The 17,097-nt window shown below is 61.9% G+C and carries 16 protein-coding genes; 8 read left to right on the top strand and 8 right to left on the bottom strand.

Translation table 11 applies throughout. The features are described from left to right. Positions 1-6: 6 nt before the first annotated feature. On the bottom strand, positions 7-1,680 hold the full coding sequence (locus ABWY06_RS02880) for a phosphoinositide-specific phospholipase C-related protein (protein ID WP_353924057.1): 1,674 nt from the start codon (positions 1,678-1,680) through the stop codon (positions 7-9). Between the two features lie 306 nt (positions 1,681-1,986). On the opposite strand from ABWY06_RS02880, the gene ABWY06_RS02875 reads away from it, so the two are divergent. Next, complete coding sequence (locus ABWY06_RS02875) at positions 1,987-3,240, top strand: MFS transporter (RefSeq protein ID WP_353924056.1); 1,254 nt, start codon at positions 1,987-1,989, stop codon at positions 3,238-3,240. Positions 3,241-3,610: 370 nt separating this feature from the next. Then, complete coding sequence (hexR, locus tag ABWY06_RS02870) at positions 3,611-4,477, top strand: transcriptional regulator HexR (RefSeq protein ID WP_353924055.1); 867 nt, start codon at positions 3,611-3,613, stop codon at positions 4,475-4,477. Between the two features lie 189 nt (positions 4,478-4,666). Here hexR and ABWY06_RS02865 read toward each other — a convergent pair whose 3' ends face one another. From ABWY06_RS02865 to ABWY06_RS02855, 3 genes are all read right to left on the bottom strand, one after another. Beyond that, entirely contained in the window at positions 4,667-5,212 is a 546-nt protein-coding gene (locus ABWY06_RS02865; RefSeq protein ID WP_353924054.1) for a hypothetical protein, read from the bottom strand. Positions 5,213-5,463: 251 nt separating this feature from the next. Continuing rightward, positions 5,464-5,745, bottom strand: a complete 282-nt coding sequence (locus ABWY06_RS02860; RefSeq protein ID WP_353924053.1) for a hypothetical protein — start codon at positions 5,743-5,745, stop codon at positions 5,464-5,466. A gap of 442 nt (positions 5,746-6,187) precedes the next feature. Beyond that, positions 6,188-6,400 carry a hypothetical protein gene (locus ABWY06_RS02855; protein ID WP_353924052.1) on the bottom strand — a complete coding sequence of 71 codons (213 nt, stop codon included), beginning with the start codon at positions 6,398-6,400 and terminating at the stop codon, positions 6,188-6,190. A gap of 582 nt (positions 6,401-6,982) precedes the next feature. Here ABWY06_RS02855 and ABWY06_RS02850 point away from each other — a divergent pair. From ABWY06_RS02850 to ABWY06_RS02840, 3 genes are all read left to right on the top strand, one after another. Beyond that, complete coding sequence (locus ABWY06_RS02850; protein WP_353924051.1) at positions 6,983-7,990, top strand: TauD/TfdA family dioxygenase; 1,008 nt, start codon at positions 6,983-6,985, stop codon at positions 7,988-7,990. After that, positions 7,990-8,907, top strand: a complete 918-nt coding sequence (locus tag ABWY06_RS02845; RefSeq protein ID WP_353924050.1) for an AEC family transporter — start codon at positions 7,990-7,992, stop codon at positions 8,905-8,907. Before ABWY06_RS02850 ends, ABWY06_RS02845 begins: the two co-directional genes overlap by 1 nt. Before the next feature lie 63 nt (positions 8,908-8,970). Beyond that, a complete protein-coding gene (locus ABWY06_RS02840; protein ID WP_353924049.1) occupies positions 8,971-9,939 on the top strand; it encodes a D-2-hydroxyacid dehydrogenase family protein in 969 nt (322 codons plus the stop codon). Positions 9,940-10,196: 257 nt separating this feature from the next. Here ABWY06_RS02840 and ABWY06_RS02835 read toward each other — a convergent pair whose 3' ends face one another. From ABWY06_RS02835 to ABWY06_RS02825, 3 genes are all read right to left on the bottom strand, one after another. Beyond that, positions 10,197-10,670 (bottom strand): YcxB family protein, encoded by a 474-nt coding sequence (locus ABWY06_RS02835; RefSeq protein WP_353924048.1) that lies wholly within the window; start codon positions 10,668-10,670, stop codon positions 10,197-10,199. Positions 10,671-10,832: 162 nt separating this feature from the next. Next, the gene (locus ABWY06_RS02830; protein ID WP_353924047.1) at positions 10,833-11,267 is read right to left on the bottom strand and encodes a DUF4279 domain-containing protein; all 435 of its coding nucleotides are present in this window, start codon (positions 11,265-11,267) and stop codon (positions 10,833-10,835) included. A 261-nt stretch (positions 11,268-11,528) separates the two neighbouring features. Then, positions 11,529-12,296: an AAA family ATPase gene (locus ABWY06_RS02825; protein ID WP_353924046.1), complete on the bottom strand. Its 768-nt coding sequence runs from the start codon at positions 12,294-12,296 to the stop codon at positions 11,529-11,531. A gap of 163 nt (positions 12,297-12,459) precedes the next feature. Here ABWY06_RS02825 and ABWY06_RS02820 point away from each other — a divergent pair, with 163 nt between their 5' ends. Continuing rightward, positions 12,460-12,690, top strand: a complete 231-nt coding sequence (locus tag ABWY06_RS02820; RefSeq protein ID WP_353924045.1) for a PA3496 family putative envelope integrity protein — start codon at positions 12,460-12,462, stop codon at positions 12,688-12,690. Here the strand turns inward: ABWY06_RS02820 and ABWY06_RS02815 are convergent. Next, on the bottom strand, positions 12,641-13,579 hold the full coding sequence (locus ABWY06_RS02815; RefSeq protein WP_353924151.1) for a LysR family transcriptional regulator: 939 nt from the start codon (positions 13,577-13,579) through the stop codon (positions 12,641-12,643). The two genes, ABWY06_RS02820 and ABWY06_RS02815, sit on opposite strands and share 50 nt — an antisense overlap. 198 nt (positions 13,580-13,777) lie before the next feature. Between ABWY06_RS02815 and ABWY06_RS02810 the strand changes: the two genes are divergently transcribed. Next, on the top strand, positions 13,778-15,193 hold the full coding sequence (locus ABWY06_RS02810) for an acetyl-CoA carboxylase biotin carboxylase subunit (RefSeq protein WP_353924044.1): 1,416 nt from the start codon (positions 13,778-13,780) through the stop codon (positions 15,191-15,193). 11 nt (positions 15,194-15,204) lie between these two features. Beyond that, positions 15,205-17,010, top strand: coding sequence for a sodium-extruding oxaloacetate decarboxylase subunit alpha (gene oadA / locus ABWY06_RS02805; RefSeq protein WP_353924043.1), 1,806 nt, complete (start codon positions 15,205-15,207; stop codon positions 17,008-17,010). Positions 17,011-17,097 lie beyond the last annotated feature (87 nt).

Below are 17,097 nucleotides of genomic sequence, written 5' to 3'. Positions count from 1 at the left end.
GCTCGCTCAGTCCCAGAGCCACTGCTGGGAGTCGTCACCGTGGTAACCCCAGAGGTGCGCGGGTTGCCCGGCGCCCCACAGCGGGTCCTTGATATCCAGTGCCATGCTTGCGGCATGGGCCGGGCGCAGGGAGTTGTTGCTGCCGCGCTGCCAGACCTGGTTGGCGCCGCCGTGGCAGCTCCAGAGCACCACCCGGCTGCCCTTGCCGGTGCCGCCGCCGGACACATCCGCGCATTTGCCGGGGTCGAGTTTGCTGTGCAGGCGTCCGCTGGCATCCTGGGACCATTTCTGGCTGTCGGCGCCGTGGCAGCTCCACTGATGGATTTCCGTGCCGTCGGCGCTGCTGCGGCCCTCCAGGTCCAGGCACAGGCCCTTGCCATTGCGCAGGCTGCGGTAAACCGGCGCGGGCTCGGGTTGGGCGATCAGGGCCGGATGGTCGAGGGGAATCCACTGGCCTTCGCGCTGCCGATCGGAGTAGGCCAACCAGAGGTCGACCTCGCGGCCGCTGTTGAGCTTGAGCTGGCGCAGCTGCAGGTTCTGATAGCCGCTCTTGGGTACGGCGAAACGGTAGTCGGCGCCGAACTCGGCCTGGCACAGCGCCGGGCCCTGGTCCCAGCGCCCGGGGGTCGTGGTCAGCCGCCAGTCGCCGGACGGGTTGCGACAGGCGAACGGCGCCTGCTGCTGGCAGTCGGCGTCGTTGAAACGCCCATCAGCCCGTTGCAGCGCGCAGTGTTCACCCGCCCCGTAATTGTTCGGCTCGTCCCGGCCCCAGCTCCAGATATGCGCGGTCAGGCGCGCGTCGAAGGGCTGGATATGGTCCAGGCCGATCACCCCGATGCCGCATTGGGTCAGCTCGGCCATGCGCCGCGCATCGATCGGTGGCGGCGGCGTGCCGAACAGCTTGCTCAGCTGGGTGCCGTCTTCGTAGATGCGCACCAGGTTAGCCTGGATAAAGGCTGTGTCGTAGCGCTGGGTGCGGCAGGCCGGGTAGGGCTGGAAACTGTCGTTGTCGGTCGGGTAACCGTAGTTGTAGGCGCTGGCCGTCCAGCCGGCATGGGCGCAGTTGCCGCCGACGATCAGCAGCTGCTTGCCGGCATTCAGCACGGCCGAGCGGGTCAGGTTCATCGGCAGGGTCTGGCAACTGCCGGGGCGGTAGAGCAGGTCGCCGAGCTTGTCGTTCAGTTCAGCCAACGCGCGGTCGTACTGGCCATCCATATGGTCTTCGATATACAGCAGCACCACCTCCTGGCGATTGCCCGGCTGGCGCAGCCAGTTGCCGATTTCCGCCAGGCCGTCCTTGAATCGGCGATCGAAGGGGCTGCAGCCGGTGTGGTTGTCCTGGCCGTGGCACAGCAGCAGTTCCTTGCTGAAGGCATTGCCCAGGCTGTAGTGGGCGTCCAGCTCGATGCCGCGAATGCCCAGGTCCAGCTGCTCGCTGAGGCTCAGTTGCTGGTTGGGGTCCCAGTAGCTGCCGAGGTTCTGGTAGTGCGTGGCGTTGAAGGCGTTGTGCGCATGCAGAAAGCCGGCGCTGCCCAGCGGGCTGCCCAGACCGAGCAGGCGCTGGTGGGCCAGCGCCCGGTAGTCCCAGCTCTGGCGGTAACTGTCGACCTGGGGGTTGGCGAATGCGCTGAGGCTGCAGAGCAACCCGGCGGTAAGGGCAAGGGCGCGACATGGCGACATGGAGGCTCCGGCGTGGCCTGTTGGCCATCATTGTTGTTATTGTTTTTCGCGCGCATGGCGCACAGCACGCAGGCGCGCCTGGACTCTAGCAAACCGCCGCGCGCCCGTGCGGGCCGCCCAGGACGCGCCTCGGGCTAGCCGCCGGCTGTTGGCGCGGGTCTTTCAGGCGCTCCTGGGAGAAACCCGCGGTAAAGCCCATCCAAAGACTGGTTCTGCGCGCTTGTCGGCGCTGACGGCCTTCCGTTATCGTCGCGCCGGGCCAACGGCCCCGCCGTGTCCTGCTGTTCCACTCGCCGCGAGCCTGCCATGTCGTACCTGCCTGCTGCTCCTTCCGCCCGTCGTCCGGAAGCGGCCACCCTGGTGCTGCTGGCCTCCCTGTATTGCGCCCAAGGGCTGCCGTCTGGGCTGCTGGCCCATGCCCTGCCGGCCCTGCTGCGCCAGCAGGGGGTGGACCTGGCAATCATCGGCCTGCTCAAGCTGCTGGCATTACCCTGGATGCTCAAGGTGCTCTGGGCGCCCTGGGTCGATCGGTTGGGCTCGCAACGCCTGGGACATCATCGCGGCTGGATCCTGCCCTTGCAGGGCTTGATGCTGTGCTTGGTGGGCGGCCTGGCGCTGCTCGCGCCAGAGCAGTTGTTCGGCGCCCAGCTGCCGTTGCTGCTGGGCATCCTGCTGCTGGTAAACCTGGCGGCGGCGACCCAGGACGTGGCCACCGACGGCCTGGCGGTGCGCCTGCTGCCGGAACGCTGGCGCGGCCTGGGCAACAGCCTGCAAGTGGGGGGCTACAAGGTCGGCATGCTGGTCAGCGGCAGTGGGCTGTTGCTGGTCATCGATCGCCTGGGTTGGAACCTCAGCCTGGGCCTGTTGGCCCTGCTGCTGGGGCTGACGATCCTGCCCATCGGGTTGTTTCGCGAGCGGGAACGCTTGCCGCGGCGCACCGTCCTGGTCGAATCGGCCGGTCCAGGCTTGCTGATCCGGCATTACCGGGGCCTGCTGATGCGTCCCGGCATGCTCGCCTGGCTGGGCGTACTGGTGAGTTTCAAGCTCGGCGACGCGCTCAGCTCGCCGATGATCAAGCCGATGCTGGTCGACCAGGGCTGGAGCAATGCCGCCCTGGGTCAGCTGACCCTGATCAGCAGCCTGGCCGGCATCCTGGGCGCGCTGCTGGGCGGCCTGCTCTACAGCCGACTCGGCGCCTTGCGCGCCTTGCTGCTGTTCGGTTTGCTGCAGGCCCTGGGGATCGCCGCCATGACCGCGCTGGACCAGGCCTGGAGCTCGCCGGCCTGGGTCTATCCGGTGGCCTTGTTCGAGCAGGCAGCGGACGGCATGTCCAGTGTGGCCCTGTTCGCGGTGATGATGAACCAGTGCCGGCCCGAACACGAAGGCGCGGACTTCACCCTGCAGGCCTGCGTGCAGTTGCTGTTGGCCGGCCTGGTCGGCGCGGCCAGCGGGGTGCTGGCCAAGTGGCTGGGCTATTCGGGGTTGTTTGGCTGCGCCGGTGTTTTGGGGCTGGCAGCCTTGGCGGTGGTCAGGAGTTACTACCGCAAGCCAGGCGGTTGATCCACTCATCCCCAGAAGGCGTGCACCCGCCTGTGGATAAGCTGTGGGGCCCTAGGCGCAGGCCAGGGCTGCAGCGGTCTCCCGCCAATCGGTTATTTTTCGTTCAGTTTCAATTGGTTAGCTTGCAAGTTAAACACAGCTGCGGTGCACCGGGCTGTGGATAAGATGTGAGTCTATGGCTGCAGGCCAAGCGTGTGGCGGCCTGCGCAGCCTTGATTGTTTTTTGAACAGCCCGAGCATGCCCGCGGCCCACCGCAAGGCCGGCTGTTTGGCAGTCCAGTATGGTTTAGCCGTGCGACTTGGCCGGTCATGTAGTATAACTACAAGAACACTACACCTTCGTTTCGCCTCCCAATCGAGTTGTCCGCCTGTGAATCTGCTGCAGCACATTGCCCAATCCCGCCACCTGCTCCGTAAGTCGGAGCTCAAGGTGGCCGACCATGTCCTGCTCGACCCGGCCGCGGTGATGCACAGTTCCATGGCCGACCTGGCCCATAACGTGGGTATCAGCGAGCCGACCATAGTGCGCTTCTGCCGCGCCATCGGCTGCAGCGGCTTCCAGGACCTCAAGCTGAAGTTGGCGCAAAGCCTGGCGGCCGGCGCGAGTTTCGGCCAGTTCGCCATCCATGAAGACGACTCGGTGGCCGACTTCAGCCTGAAGATCTTCGACACCACCTTGCACACCCTGATCGAGGTGCGCGAGAAACTCGACCCCAAGGCGCTGCAGCGGGCGATCAACGCCATGTCCCAGGCCCAGCGGGTGGAGTTCTATGGCTTTGGCGCCTCCGGCGCGGTGGCCGCCGATGCCCAGCACAAGTTCTTCCGCCTGCTGCTGACCGCCGCCGCCTATTCCGACCCGCATATGCAGGCGATGTCGGCGGTGACCCTGAAGCCCAGCGACGTGGCCATCTGCATCTCCCAGTCGGGCCGCTCCAAGGATCTATTGATCACCGCCAACCTGGTGCGCGAGACCGGTGCGACCCTGATCACCCTGTGTCCCAGCCAGACCCCGCTGGCGGAGTTGGCGACGATCAACCTGGCCATCGACGTGCAGGAAGACACCGAGATCTATACCCCGCTGACCTCGCGCATCGCCCATTTGGTGGTGATCGATGTGCTGGCCATGGGCGTGGCCATGGCCCGCGGCCCGTCGCTGGTCAATCACCTGAAAAGCGTCAAACGCAGCTTGCGCAGCCTGCGCCTGTCGCCCAAGTCGATGAAGGTGCAGGAAGACTGACAGGGGAGTTCCAGCCTGACCGTCAGGCTGTCCGACGCGCCTCAGGCCCGGCTAAGGTCCCGCTGCCCCCTTTGCAGGAGCGGTCCATGACTGCGCCAGCGCTGATGCGGAGGCCGCGCGGTTAAAGCCGCTTCATCCGGTGCATGCATGACCTCCGACGCTTTTGCTTAGGCGTGGGGTATAAGAGTTTTAGTCACTGCGATCACTTTCGGACCGCCCATCTGATACAACAGCCTTGTTGCCTGCCGCCAATATGGCAAAAAACCGCTCTGGTTGTTCCACCAGCATGATCTGGCCAAATCGCCGGGTAGTGATCAGAACGTAATTGTGGGAGTCCGAATAATCCTGCCATTGTTCCACCTCTGCCCAGGACGAAAGCCCCAAGCCTTCGATATACAAGCCTTGTTGGTCCAGGGTGATCAGGGTATTGGCGGCACTGAACAGCTCGACTCCCAACAGCGTGCGGATGCGTTTTTCCAGCCAATGAGCGAGAAATATCCCGCCGAAAAAACCGGGGATCCAGATTACCAAGGCGAGGGCAAAACCCACTACCTCAACCCAGGCCGCATGCTCAGAATCAAGCAACACCCAGCCAATCAGCGGACTTGGCGCCATCCCCAGCAGCACGCAGCTGACCATCAGGTAAAGATTGGGGCCATCGCCGGAGATTTGGCAGGCAAAGGTGTGGTTGGAATACAGATAAACTGTATCGCTGCATGGTGCAATATCGGCCATATGCCAGGTACTGCCTGTTGTCACTATAAAAAAGCGCTGATACAGGTCGCAAAAACCAGCGAAACTAGAATCGTAAATAGGTAAGCGCTACATCGAGTTTTGCGCTTCGGCTCTGATTTCGTGAGACAAAATCATGAGTTGGCGGCAGATCAAAATGTCCAAAGCAAGTAAACAAGATAATCGTGTGCACCGCTGCAATACTGCCCTTCGCAGGCTGTAGTCTCCCCCTTCCATGAGGTTAGATGGTCAAGTCAGTGCGGCCGCTGTGTGTTATTTGGGTAACCACAATACTGGCAGGCCGCTGCAAAGGGTTTTGCCATGGGGCCGTCGTTGTCTGGAAGCGTATTGCCGATAAAGGTCTCCTTGCACGCCGGGCATTTTGTAGTCGCCAGGGCCGCCAGCGTAAACACCGCGAAAAACAACGAACCCAGCGCACACCATTCGACGGGAAATGCAAGGCGTACAGCATCGGAAAATGCCTGGATGCCCAGCAGGGTAAATGCCGCTATGCATACAGTCGCAGCAAGTATCACCAGGATTCTTAATAGTTTTAGCCGTTTGATGCTGTGGTCCCCTGATGTCTGGTGATGAGCGGGGTGATTAACCCTTCCTGCCAGGTTAAACGAACGGGTTTGAATCAGTGTTAGGGTTTGTTCGCGAAATCGAATTGTCCGCAAAAATACAAGCCGATGAGAACGACAACCAACAGACCGACAAAACTACAGGCAAGGCCCTGTCGGGTCGCTGTGTGAAACAGGTCATGCGGGGTTTTTTTCGGATAACTGCCCAGCGACACTATTTTTACAGATGGGCCATCCAATATAGTAAAAGATAAAATTAAAAATCAGGTCAACCAGGATGGAGCCTATCGCCCTCAGTAGGCCCTTGCCTATTTCGCTGGCTATATCGTCCACTGCTGACTCCTATATGGCGTGTAATACGGGATGTTAAACCAGAAGCGTCGCAGCTGTCGCCTCACGACAGCAGCCGCATAAGATAAGCCTGATGGTTATTGAGGAAGTGCTGGGTGTCGCGAAACGGGGCGCAATCTTCGTAGGCGGTCAGGTGCAGCGCGCCGCCCTGGATCTGGTAGATGGTCGCATCGGGGTAAGCCAGCAGGATCGGCGAGTGGGTGGCGATGATAAATTGCGAGCTGTCCTGCACCAGGGCATGGATCCGCGCCAGCATGGCCATTTGCCGGGCGGCGGACAGGGCCGCTTCGGGTTCGTCGAGTACATACAGGCCCTTGCCGCCAAAACGGTGGGTGATCAGCGAAAAAAACGACTGGCCATTCCCGCCGCCCGGTAAGCACTCGGGCTATTAGACCAAAGTCGAATAGGCCGCCCGGGCTGCCCCCTCTATCCTCCGCCGCCGCCTGAACGGCGCCTCCTGGCGTCGTGGTGTGCTTGTCTTGCCGTGATAGGGAAGTTTTCGCCTGGCGTATCTATCGTCAGGTCGCCGCCACAAGGAGGTCGGCACGTGCTCGGTTCGGCTGCAACGCCGCCGCCTGCGACACATAAGAAGCCCTGGCGGGCTTGTGTCAGTGGCCCCATTCCAAGCTCCATTGTGCGTTGACGCCTGGCTGGCGTAACCGCACCTGCACGCCTGTTTGCCGCGTGCAGCTGTTCGGGCGAGGAGAGCGCGGTGGTGCGTTGCGCCTGAATTCTTTATGCGGCTGTCGGTGGCATGGCGAGCGCGCGGGGCATGACCCCGCGGGCACTGAGTTCGCCCTGTTCCAGGAAGAACATTCGTTTTAACCAAGGAAGAAACATGCACCAGAACTGCGTATTCAGGTTCGCTGACAGCGAACGCGAGTTGTTGAAGAGCGCCCTCGAAAAAATCACCTACGACCCCTCGGGTGCCACGCGTTACATCACCGAAAGCCGGATCGTCGGGCATAACGCGCTGCCGCGCCGGATCATCGACGCCTTGAACGAACAGAAGGCCTCGATCCATCCCAAACCCTATCTGCTGTTTGAAAACCTGCCCACCGACCACGAGGTGTTTACCAGCCCCGATCCGAAGGTGTTCACGCCTTCGGCCAAGACCGGCTTTGTCAGCGAGAACCTGGTCATTGCCTTCGCTTCGTTGATTGGCGAACCCTATTCGATCTTTTTTGAAGGCTCGGACATCGTCAACAACCTGGTGCCGACTGCCAGCTCGAAACAGGAATACACCGGGCTGGGCTCCGAGGTGGAGCTCGATTTCCATATCGAAAATGCCGCATTGAAACTGATGGGTGATAACAATTTCTCGCCCCTGGGCCTGCTGCTGACCGGCGTGCGGCATGACCTGGAAGGGCCGCTGACGCGCCTGTCCGATGCCCGCGAAGCGCTCAAGCTGCTGACGGCGGCGGACCTGGCGGCATTGCGTGCACCGTTGTTCAAGATCAAGGTGCCCTACCGTTGGCGGCAGGGTGCGGTGATGGAGACCGAGCCCATGGCGGTGGTGCAGGGCGAGCTCGCGTATCCGGAAATCAGCGTGGCCTTCTATCCAGGGATGATCACGGCGTGCGACGACGAGGCCGCGGCGGTGCTACAGCGGTTTTACGAGGCCATCCGTGCGGTCTCGATCGCGGTGGACATCAAGCCCGGGCAGCTGCTGTATATCGATAACCGTTTTACCCTGCACTCGCGGGACAAGTTTTTCGGCACCCTGGACCCGACGGGGCGGCCCATGCGTTGGGTGCAACGGGTGTTCGTGGCGCCCCACCTGTGGAATCACCGGCACCTGACTGCGGTCAAGTCGCGGGTCTTCCAGCCGTTGGCGGTGGCCTGATGCTCAGCGTCTTCCTGTCGGTATTGCCGATTTTCCTGCTGATCGTCACGGGGTATGTGGCAAAGCGCTGGTTCGTCCGCGATGAACAGGTCTGGGGCTACTTCGAGAAACTCACCTATTACCTGTTCTTTCCGGCCCTGCTGATCAATGAATTGAGCAAGTCGAACTTCAACCAGGCCAACACCTCGGAGGCGGTGATCGCCACCGTCGCGGCCACCCTGGTGGTGGCTGTGCTGATCTTTATCAGCAAGCGCCTGTTCAGCATCGACGACGCCCTGTTCACCTCGATTTTCCAGGGCGGGGTGCGTTACAACTCCTATGTGTTTATCGCCATGTCTCAATCCTTGTATGGGACTGAAGGGGTGGCGCTGTCGGGGATTTTTATCGCCTACATGATAGTGCTGACCAATATTCTCAGCGTCATCGTAATGAATACCTATGGCGAGGGCAGCAAAAAGAGCCTGCGCGGGGCGGCGGTCGCGCTGATGAAAAACCCGTTGATCGTCAGTGCGCTGCTGGGCCTGGTGCTCAACGCCGCCGGCTTTCGACCGGCGGGTGCGATTGCCGATTACCTGGGCTATCTGGCGCACGCGGCCACACCCCTGAGCCTGATGGCGGTCGGTGCCGGCCTGATCGTGGTGATGGATGCGCAGAAGGTCGCCGCGACGCTCTATTCGGTGGTGCTGAAACTCTTGGCCATGCCGGCCTTTACCCTGGTGTTTATCAAGGTCTTCGCCGCCACCGGGCTGGCGGCCAATATCGCGCTGCTGTATGCCGCGGTTCCGTGCGCCGGCAATGCCTATATTCTCGCCCGGCAAATGGGTGGCGATGCGGAGTCGATGGCCTCGATCATTACCTGGACCACGGTATTTTCCGCCCTGACCATTACCCTGTTGCTGGGTGGCGGGATTATCTGACCGACACTGCCCTGGCCACCCTGAGGGTCGGCCAGGCTGTTCTCAACTCAACGGGCCTACGCCATGAAGATAGTGATACCGGATGACTACCAACTGTCGAGCCAGGGCCTGGACGCCCTGGAGTTACTGGCGGGGCACCAGGTCAGGGTGCTGGGCGACCTGCGGCACGAGCCCGCGGCGCCCGAGGTCTTGGCCGAGGCCCAGGCGCTGGTGCTGATCCGCGAGCGTACGCCGATCACCGAGGAGGCCCTGGCCGGCATGCCGGCCCTCAAGGTGATCAGCCAGACCGGCCGCATCGGCGCGCATATCGACCTGGCCGCCTGCAGCCGGGCGGGGGTGGCGGTGCTGGAAGGCGTGGGTTCGCCGACGGCGCCGGCGGAGTTCACCTGGCTGATGATCATGGCCGCGCGGCGTAATTTCGTTCAGGCGGTGCAGGGCATGCAGGCCGGTCGTTGGCAGTCGCCCATGGGCCGCGCGGTGCAGGGCGACACGCTGGGCATACTGGGCTTCGGCAAGATCGGCAAGCTCCTGGCCGGCTATGCCCAAGCGTTCGGCATGCGGGTGCAGGTGTGGGGCAGCGAGCGGGCCCTGGACGAGGCGCGGCTGGCTGGTTTGCACGCCTGTGCCAGCCGCGAGGCGCTGTTCGAAAGCTCGGATGTGCTGAGTGTCCACCTGCGGTTGGCGCCGGGCACCCAGGGCAGCATCACCGCCGCCGACCTGGGGCGGATGAAACCCGGCGCCTTGTTCGTCAATACCAGCCGCTTCGAACTGCTCGCAGCGGGTGCGCTGGAGGCCGCCCTGGACAAGGGGCGCCCAGGGGCGGCGGCGTTGGACGTGTTCGAGAGCGAGCCGGTCTACGCCATCGACCACGGGCTGCTAAGCCGGCCCAATGTGCTGTGCACGCCGCATATGGGCTATGTGGAGCGCGGCTCCTATGAGCTGTATTTCGCCAGCGCCATAGACAACCTGCTGCGCTTCGAACAGGGCGAGCGTTCCCTGGCCATTAACGCGGCATCGTTGCCGGCGGGTTAAGCCTGCTGGGTGGTCACCGAGCCCGGGTGGGCCGCTCTGCTGTTGCAAGGCACTTGAGCCTTGCAACGCAGGCGGTGTAAGGCGCGGGTTCTGCTGCGCTGAAGCGTCAGCGCTTTCGCTTGGATTCTGCTGTGGCCGAGCCGACGCTGAGGTATGAGTAAGATGCTACAAGTGCCTTGGGCCTGCGACGAGACCTGCGCCAACCTACGCCTACAAAACCCAACAATAATCGAAGGGATTAAACCGCTTTGAGCTATTTATCTTTTTTCAATTTTTGATTGAATCAATGCAATCAGTTCTCTGCGCTGTGCCGAGGACGCGAATGCTCGCCGGGGTACAATATGTGCGGAGTGTGGAGTTACATAAATGGCAACGTTGCCTAGCCGGTTAACGGCCTTGATAACACCATTCCAGTAGAAGAACGATTTGTTGTATTTCGTTTCCTCAATAAGTGCATTGTCTGTTATTTCTAAAATATGCTTCGTAAGCACGGAATGATTTTTTCTCGATGCATAAAAAATTATATTGAAAAGGAATTGAAATAGCCACATTCCAGCATACCACAACGCAGCTCCAGTTGCCGCGACGGACATAGGTGACCGCTCTAGCTGGACTGAAAATAGAAAGACAGCAGTGCCCATGATGAAAATTTGAAGTACGGGTGAGCAAAATTGATGGGCTCCGTAGAACTGAATAAGGTCTCTGAATTTGTTTTCATATTCGAGTCGCATGATTTTTCCTTATGTCTGCTTATGCGCTGAAGGGTTTACTCTAGTGCACGAAGTTAGCACAATTGGGTCTGTTTTCGGAGTTTCTCGCCGAAGGCAAGGGGGTAGCCAATGCCCGGTCTAGCAAGGTGCTATTCAGACGTGACGGCGTCCGTTGAGGGCTGGTTACGCCTCCTCTGAGGTATCCCGATCAAATCCGTATATGTCAAAGGCAAGCGTTAAGTTAAGGTCGGCGCATTGGCGTTGAAGATGTGGAGACAGCCCGAAGCCGCAATTAAAATTCTCAGGAAAAAATCCAATAAAAAATTCGGCCCGGCCTGCCCCGACACCCAGTTCGGTGAAAAAATGTTTGTGCCTTGCCAAACTCTGCACTCGCGACAGTAGGAAGTCTTCCAGGTCTTCGGGCCCGGCGGCCGCCTCGAATTCGTGGCTCCAATACGAGTCCTTTTCAATAATGTCCAGGGCTTTCCCCTTGCGTACACGCCTTTCTCCCGCTTTATCGCAATAAAGTGGTAGCAGATTCAAGGCCGTGGTGAACGTGGCCGGGTCCCGGGATGGGTGCCAGATACGAAGTGAGACTGTGTAGCGGTACGTTTCCAAGGGCGCCTCGGCGATGTGTCAATTAACAAGTGAGAGTTTTTTGTTTTCTGCCAGGTCCACGATTCAGCAAGGCGTCTCTTAAATACTCTTGCTCGGTAATGGTAGATGGGGGTGCATGTTTATGACTTGGTATTTTGAAGGTTTGCTAGAAAGGCTGGCGAGCAATGGATGTTCTAGAGGCTGCCTGTGTTTCTATAATAATTAAATGTCTGTCGATCCGAGTCTAACAGAAAGGGGGCTTAGCAGCCGGTACCGGCCCCCTTAGGACAGCAGCCGCTTAAGATAAGCCTGATGGTTATTGAGGAAGTGCTGGGTGTCGCGGAACGGGGTGCAGTCTTCGTAGGCGGTCAGGTGAAGGGCACCGTCGTGGATCTGGTAGATGGCGGCATCGGGATAGGCCAGCAAAATCGGCGAGTGGGTGGCGATGATAAACTGCGAGCTGTCCTGCACCAGGGCATGGATCCGCGCCAGCATGGCCATCTGCCGGGCGGCGGACAGGGCTGCCTCGGGTTCGTCGAGCACATACAGGCCCTGGCCGCCAAAGCGATGGGTGATTAAGGAAAAGAATGACTCGCCGTGGGACTGCTGATGCAGCGACTTGCCGCCGTAAGAGTCTCTTACGTGCGACGGTGGCTTGTATGCACCTGGCTCATCCTTGTCCAGCTCGTCGATATTGCTGGCTACGTTGTAAAAACTTTCCGCACGCAGGAAAAACCCGTCCCGGGGCTTGCGGAAGCTTTTGGCCAGGCGCAGGTACTGATGCAGTGGCGAGTGGGAGGCGCGAGTGGCGAAGTTGAAGTTGCGGGTGCCGCCTTCCGGGTTGAAGCCGTAGGCGGTGGCCAAGGCTTCGAGCAGGGTGGACTTGCCGCTGCCGTTTTCGCCGATGATATAGGTGACCTTGGGGTGGAAATCGATCCGCTCCAATTGGCGCACCGTCTCCAGGCAAAAGGGGTAGGCGTCGAAGGACGGCACTTTGTCGCGCAGCAATTGCAGGCTCAGCAGGTAATGGGTGGCGTCCAGGGAGCTCATAGGCAGCGGTCGTGATCGAGGCGGGCGGCCACAGTAGCAGCCGGCACCAACGGCGTCATGCGCGCCCCGGGCGAGTTCATCGACCTGTCATGCCGGCGTCGCCAAAGGGTCACCTGGTGGGCGGATGCTGGTGCTCCCTGTATCTGGTTCCGGGAGACAAACGATGTTGCAGCCCTTTGCTGATTCGCCCCTGCAAACCCCTGTCGATACCGACTCCAAAGCGCGGCGCAAGCTGCTCGACCAAAAACGCATGGAATTTCGCCGGGCCATCGAGGACCTGGCCGAGCAACGCCGCCTGGAACACGAGCTGCTGGACTTCCCCGACCTGGTCGCCGTGCGTTACCTCAAGGCGACGCAGGCGGTGGGGCGCCGAAGCGCTCGGCCAGCGCACTGATCTGCGCCCGTTCGGCGCGGATAAAGGCCAGAAACGCCTGACCCACCGGGGACAGGCGTTTGCCGCGGGCGTGCACCACGCACCAGCTGCGGTACAGCGGCAGCTCCTCCACGGGTAGCTCGCGCAGCCGTCCGTTGGCCAGCTCCTGGTTGACCGCATGGCGCGGCAGCAGCGCCAGGCCCAGCCCGGCCACCACGCATTCCTTTTGCGCCTCCAGGGAGGCCACTTCCTGGGTCTGGCTGAAGTGCACGCGTTTTTGCTGGAAGTACTCCTCGCAGGCCTTGCGCGTGCCCGAGCCCGGCTCGCGCACCAGCAGCGGGTAACGTTCGAGGTCCCGGAGGCTGAGCTGGGCGGCCAGGCACAACGGATGCTCGGGCGGCGCCACGGCAACGATCGGGTAGTTGAGAAAGGGCAGAAACTCCAATGCCATGTCCTGGGGCACCAGAGACATGATCACCAGGTCGTCGCGGTTGTCGGCCAGGCGTTTGATCACCTGGGCGCGGTTGACCACCGTCAGGTGCAGGTTGACCTCGGGCTGCTGGCGCTTGAAGGCGGCAAACAGGTGCGGCACGAAATACTTGGCGCTGGACTCCACGGCCAGGTGCAATTGGCCCTTGAGTGCGCCCTGCAGGTCGGACAGCTGCATGTCCAGGCTGTCCAGGCGGGCGAAGACGTCCAGGCTGGCGCGGCGCAGCGCCAGGGCGGCGTCGGTCAGGTAGAGCTTTTTGCCGACGTACTCGAACAATGGCTGGCCAATCAGCTCTTCCAGCTGGCGGATCTGCAGACTGACCGCCGGCTGGCTGAGGGCCATTTCCTCGGCCGCCCGGCTGTAGGAGCGTTGCTCGCAGACCGCGCCAAACACCTGCAGCTGACGCAAGGTCAAGCGCATCAAGGACTTACGCATGTCGGTGGCTCGGCTTGGGGCTGGATTCCATGACTATAAGTTATTACTAATGCCTAACCCAATAATTAATGATTTTGCTTAATCCCGTGACAGGGCTAGGGTGATCTCGCGACCGTCGCTGCTGGGGCGGTCACGGGTCGACCGGACTGCCGGTTGGCTTCCCATTGGTCGAGGACATGACTCGTGATCAAGAAAATCCTGATCGCCAACCGCGGCGAGATCGCCGTGCGTATCGTGCGCGCCTGCGCCGAGATGGGCATCCGCTCGGTGGCGATCCACTCCGACGCCGACCGCATGGCGTTGCACGTCAAGCGTGCCGACGAAGCCCACAGCATCGGCGCCGAGCCGTTGGCCGGTTACCTGAACCCGCGCAAGCTGGTCAACCTGGCGGTCGAGACCGGCTGCGACGCGCTGCACCCCGGCTATGGCTTCCTGTCGGAAAACGCCGAGCTGGCGGAGATCTGCGCCGAGCGCGGGATCAAGTTTATCGGTCCCTCGGCCGAGGTGATTCGCCGCATGGGCGACAAGACCGAGGCGCGCCGCAGCATGATCACCGCCGGCGTGCCGGTTACCCCGGGCACCGAGGGCAACGTGGCCGATATCGCCGAGGCCCTGAAGGAAGGCGAGCGCCTGGGTTATCCGGTGATGCTCAAGGCCACCTCGGGCGGCGGCGGGCGCGGTATCCGCCGCTGCAACAGCCCCGAGGAGCTGGAACAGGCTTTTCCGCGGGTGATTTCCGAGGCGACCAAGGCCTTTGGCTCGGCCGAGGTGTTCCTGGAAAAATGTATCGTCAACCCCAAGCATATCGAGGCGCAGATCCTCGGCGACAGCTTTGGCAACGTGGTGCACCTGTTCGAGCGCGACTGCTCGATCCAGCGGCGTAACCAGAAACTGATCGAGATCGCCCCCAGCCCCCAGCTGACCCCCGAGCAGCGCGCCTATATCGGCGACCTGTCGGTGCGCGCGGCCAAGGCGGTGGGCTACGAGAATGCCGGTACCGTGGAATTCCTGCTCGCCGAGGGCGAGGTGTATTTCATGGAGATGAACACCCGGGTCCAGGTGGAACACACCATCACCGAGGAAATCACCGGGATCGACATCGTCCGCGAGCAGATCCGCATCGCCTCGGGCCTGCCGCTGTCGGTCAAGCAGGAGGACATCCAGTACCGCGGTTTCGCCCTGCAGTTTCGCATCAATGCCGAAGACCCCAAAAACAACTTCCTGCCCAGCTTCGGCAAGATCACCCGCTACTACGCGCCCGGCGGTCCCGGGGTGCGCACCGACACGGCGATCTACACCGGCTACACCATTCCGCCCTACTACGACTCGATGTGCCTGAAGCTGATCGTCTGGGCGTTGACCTGGGAAGAGGCCATGGACCGCGGCCTGCGCGCGCTGGACGACATGCGCCTGCAGGGGGTCAAGACCACTGCCGCCTACTACCAGGAAATCCTGCGCAATCCGGAGTTCCGCAGCGGCCAGTTCAACACCAGTTTTGTCGAAAGCCACCCGGAACTCACCAACTACTCGGTCAAGCGCAAGCCCGAAGAATTGGCCCTGGCGATTGCCGCCGCCATCGCCGCCCACGCCGGCTTGTGAGGAATCACGTCATGACGAAGAAAATTCAGGTTACCGACACCATCCTGCGCGACGCCCACCAGTCGCTGCTGGCCACGCGCATGCGCACCGAGGACATGCTGCCGATCTGCGCCAAGCTCGACCAGGTGGGCTACTGGTCGCTGGAAGTCTGGGGCGGTGCGACCTTCGACGCCTGCGTGCGCTTTCTCAAGGAAGACCCCTGGGAGCGCCTACGCCAGCTGCGCGCGGCCTTGCCCAAGACCCGTCTGCAGATGCTGCTGCGCGGGCAGAACCTGCTGGGCTACCGGCACTACAGCGACGACGTGGTGCGCGCCTTCGTGGCCAAGGCCGCGGTCAACGGCATCGACGTGTTCCGCATCTTCGATGCGATGAACGACGTGCGTAACCTGCGCGTGGCAATCGAGGCGGTGAAGGCTGCCGGCAAGCACGCCCAGGGCACCATCGCCTACACCACCAGCCCGGTGCACACGGTCGAGGCCTTCGTCAAACAGGCCAAGCAGATGGAGGCCATGGGTTGCGACTCGGTGGCGATCAAGGACATGGCCGGTCTGCTGACGCCCTATGCCACCGGCGAGCTGGTCAAGGCGCTGAAGGCCGAGCAGTCGCTGCCGGTGTTTATCCACTCCCACGACACCGCCGGCCTGGCCGCCATGTGCCAGCTGAAGGCGATCGAAAACGGTGCCGACCATATCGACACCGCCATTTCCAGCTTTGCCTGGGGCACCAGCCACCCGGGCACCGAGTCGATGGTCGCGGCGCTCAGGGGCAGCGAATTCGACACCGGCCTGAACCTGGAGCTGCTGCAGGAGATCGGCCTGTACTTCTATGCCGTGCGCAAGAAGTACCACCAGTTCGAGAGCGAATTCACCGCGGTGGACACCCGGGTGCAGGTCAACCAGGTGCCCGGCGGGATGATTTCCAACCTGGCCAACCAGCTCAAGGAGCAGGGCGCGCTCAACCGCATGGGCGAGGTGCTGGCCGAGATCCCGCGGGTGCGCGAAGACCTGGGCTTCCCGCCCCTGGTCACCCCGACCTCGCAGATCGTCGGCACCCAGGCGTTTTTCAACGTGCTGGCCGGCGAGCGCTACAAGACCATCACCAACGAGGTGAAACTCTACCTGCAGGGTCGTTATGGCTTGGCCCCGGGCAAGATCAACGAGAAGCTGCGGCGTCAGGCCATCGGCAACGAGGAAGTGATCGACGTGCGCCCGGCCGACCTGCTGAAGCCGGAAATGGACAAGCTGCGCGCGGAAATCGGCAGCCTGGCCAAGACCCCGGAAGACGTGCTGACCTACGCCATGTTCCCGGACATCGGGCGCAAGTTCCTCGAGGAACGCGAGGCCGGCAGCCTGACCCCCGAGGTGCTGTTGCCGATCCCCGAGGCCGGCGGTGTGGCCGCCGTCGGCGGCGAAGGGGTGCCGACCGAGTTCGTCATCGACGTGCACGGCGAGAGCTACCGGGTGGACATCACCGGGGTCGGGGTCAAGACCGACGGCAAGCGGCACTTCTACCTGTCCATCGACGGCATGCCCGAGGAAGTGGTGTTCGAGCCGCTCAACGAGTTCGTCGGCGGCGGTGGCAGCAAGCGCAAACAGGCCAGCGCTCCGGGCGATGTCAGCACCACCATGCCGGGCAATATCGTCGACGTGCTGGTCAAGGAGGGTGACAGCGTCAAGACCGGTCAGGCCCTGCTGATCACCGAGGCGATGAAAATGGAAACCGAGGTGCAGGCCCCCATCGCCGGCACCGTCAAGGCGATCCACGTGGCCAAGGGCGACCGGGTCAACCCGGGTGAAGTGCTGGTGGAAATCGAATGACCGAATACCGGCCGCCACGCCCCGCGAGCGGCTGACGAGCACGTCCCTTTAAGGAGCCGCAAGGCTCCTTTTTTAGGGGCCGTTTTA

This window comes from Pseudomonas sp., assembly GCF_040514055.1.
Taxonomy (GTDB): Bacteria; Pseudomonadota; Gammaproteobacteria; order Pseudomonadales; family Pseudomonadaceae; genus Aquipseudomonas.
Note: the sequence above shows the minus strand (reverse complement) of the source record. Positions and strands in the feature narration are given on the sequence as shown.

Coding starts and splice junctions, on each gene's coding strand:
- ABWY06_RS02815 (WP_353924151.1), bottom strand. CDS start 13,579: ATGCGCTTGACCTTGCGTCAGCTGCAGGTGTTTGGCGCGGTCTGCGAG.
- ABWY06_RS02845 (WP_353924050.1), top strand. CDS start 7,990: ATGCTCAGCGTCTTCCTGTCGGTATTGCCGATTTTCCTGCTGATCGTC.
- ABWY06_RS02840 (WP_353924049.1), top strand. CDS start 8,971: ATGAAGATAGTGATACCGGATGACTACCAACTGTCGAGCCAGGGCCTG.
- ABWY06_RS02865 (WP_353924054.1), bottom strand. CDS start 5,212: ATGGCCGATATTGCACCATGCAGCGATACAGTTTATCTGTATTCCAAC.
- oadA (WP_353924043.1), top strand. CDS start 15,205: ATGACGAAGAAAATTCAGGTTACCGACACCATCCTGCGCGACGCCCAC.
- ABWY06_RS02880 (WP_353924057.1), bottom strand. CDS start 1,680: ATGTCGCCATGTCGCGCCCTTGCCCTTACCGCCGGGTTGCTCTGCAGC.
- ABWY06_RS02825 (WP_353924046.1), bottom strand. CDS start 12,296: ATGAGCTCCCTGGACGCCACCCATTACCTGCTGAGCCTGCAATTGCTG.
- ABWY06_RS02835 (WP_353924048.1), bottom strand. CDS start 10,670: ATGCGACTCGAATATGAAAACAAATTCAGAGACCTTATTCAGTTCTAC.
- ABWY06_RS02855 (WP_353924052.1), bottom strand. CDS start 6,400: ATGCTGGCGCGGATCCATGCCCTGGTGCAGGACAGCTCGCAATTTATC.
- ABWY06_RS02820 (WP_353924045.1), top strand. CDS start 12,460: ATGTTGCAGCCCTTTGCTGATTCGCCCCTGCAAACCCCTGTCGATACC.
- ABWY06_RS02875 (WP_353924056.1), top strand. CDS start 1,987: ATGTCGTACCTGCCTGCTGCTCCTTCCGCCCGTCGTCCGGAAGCGGCC.
- ABWY06_RS02850 (WP_353924051.1), top strand. CDS start 6,983: ATGCACCAGAACTGCGTATTCAGGTTCGCTGACAGCGAACGCGAGTTG.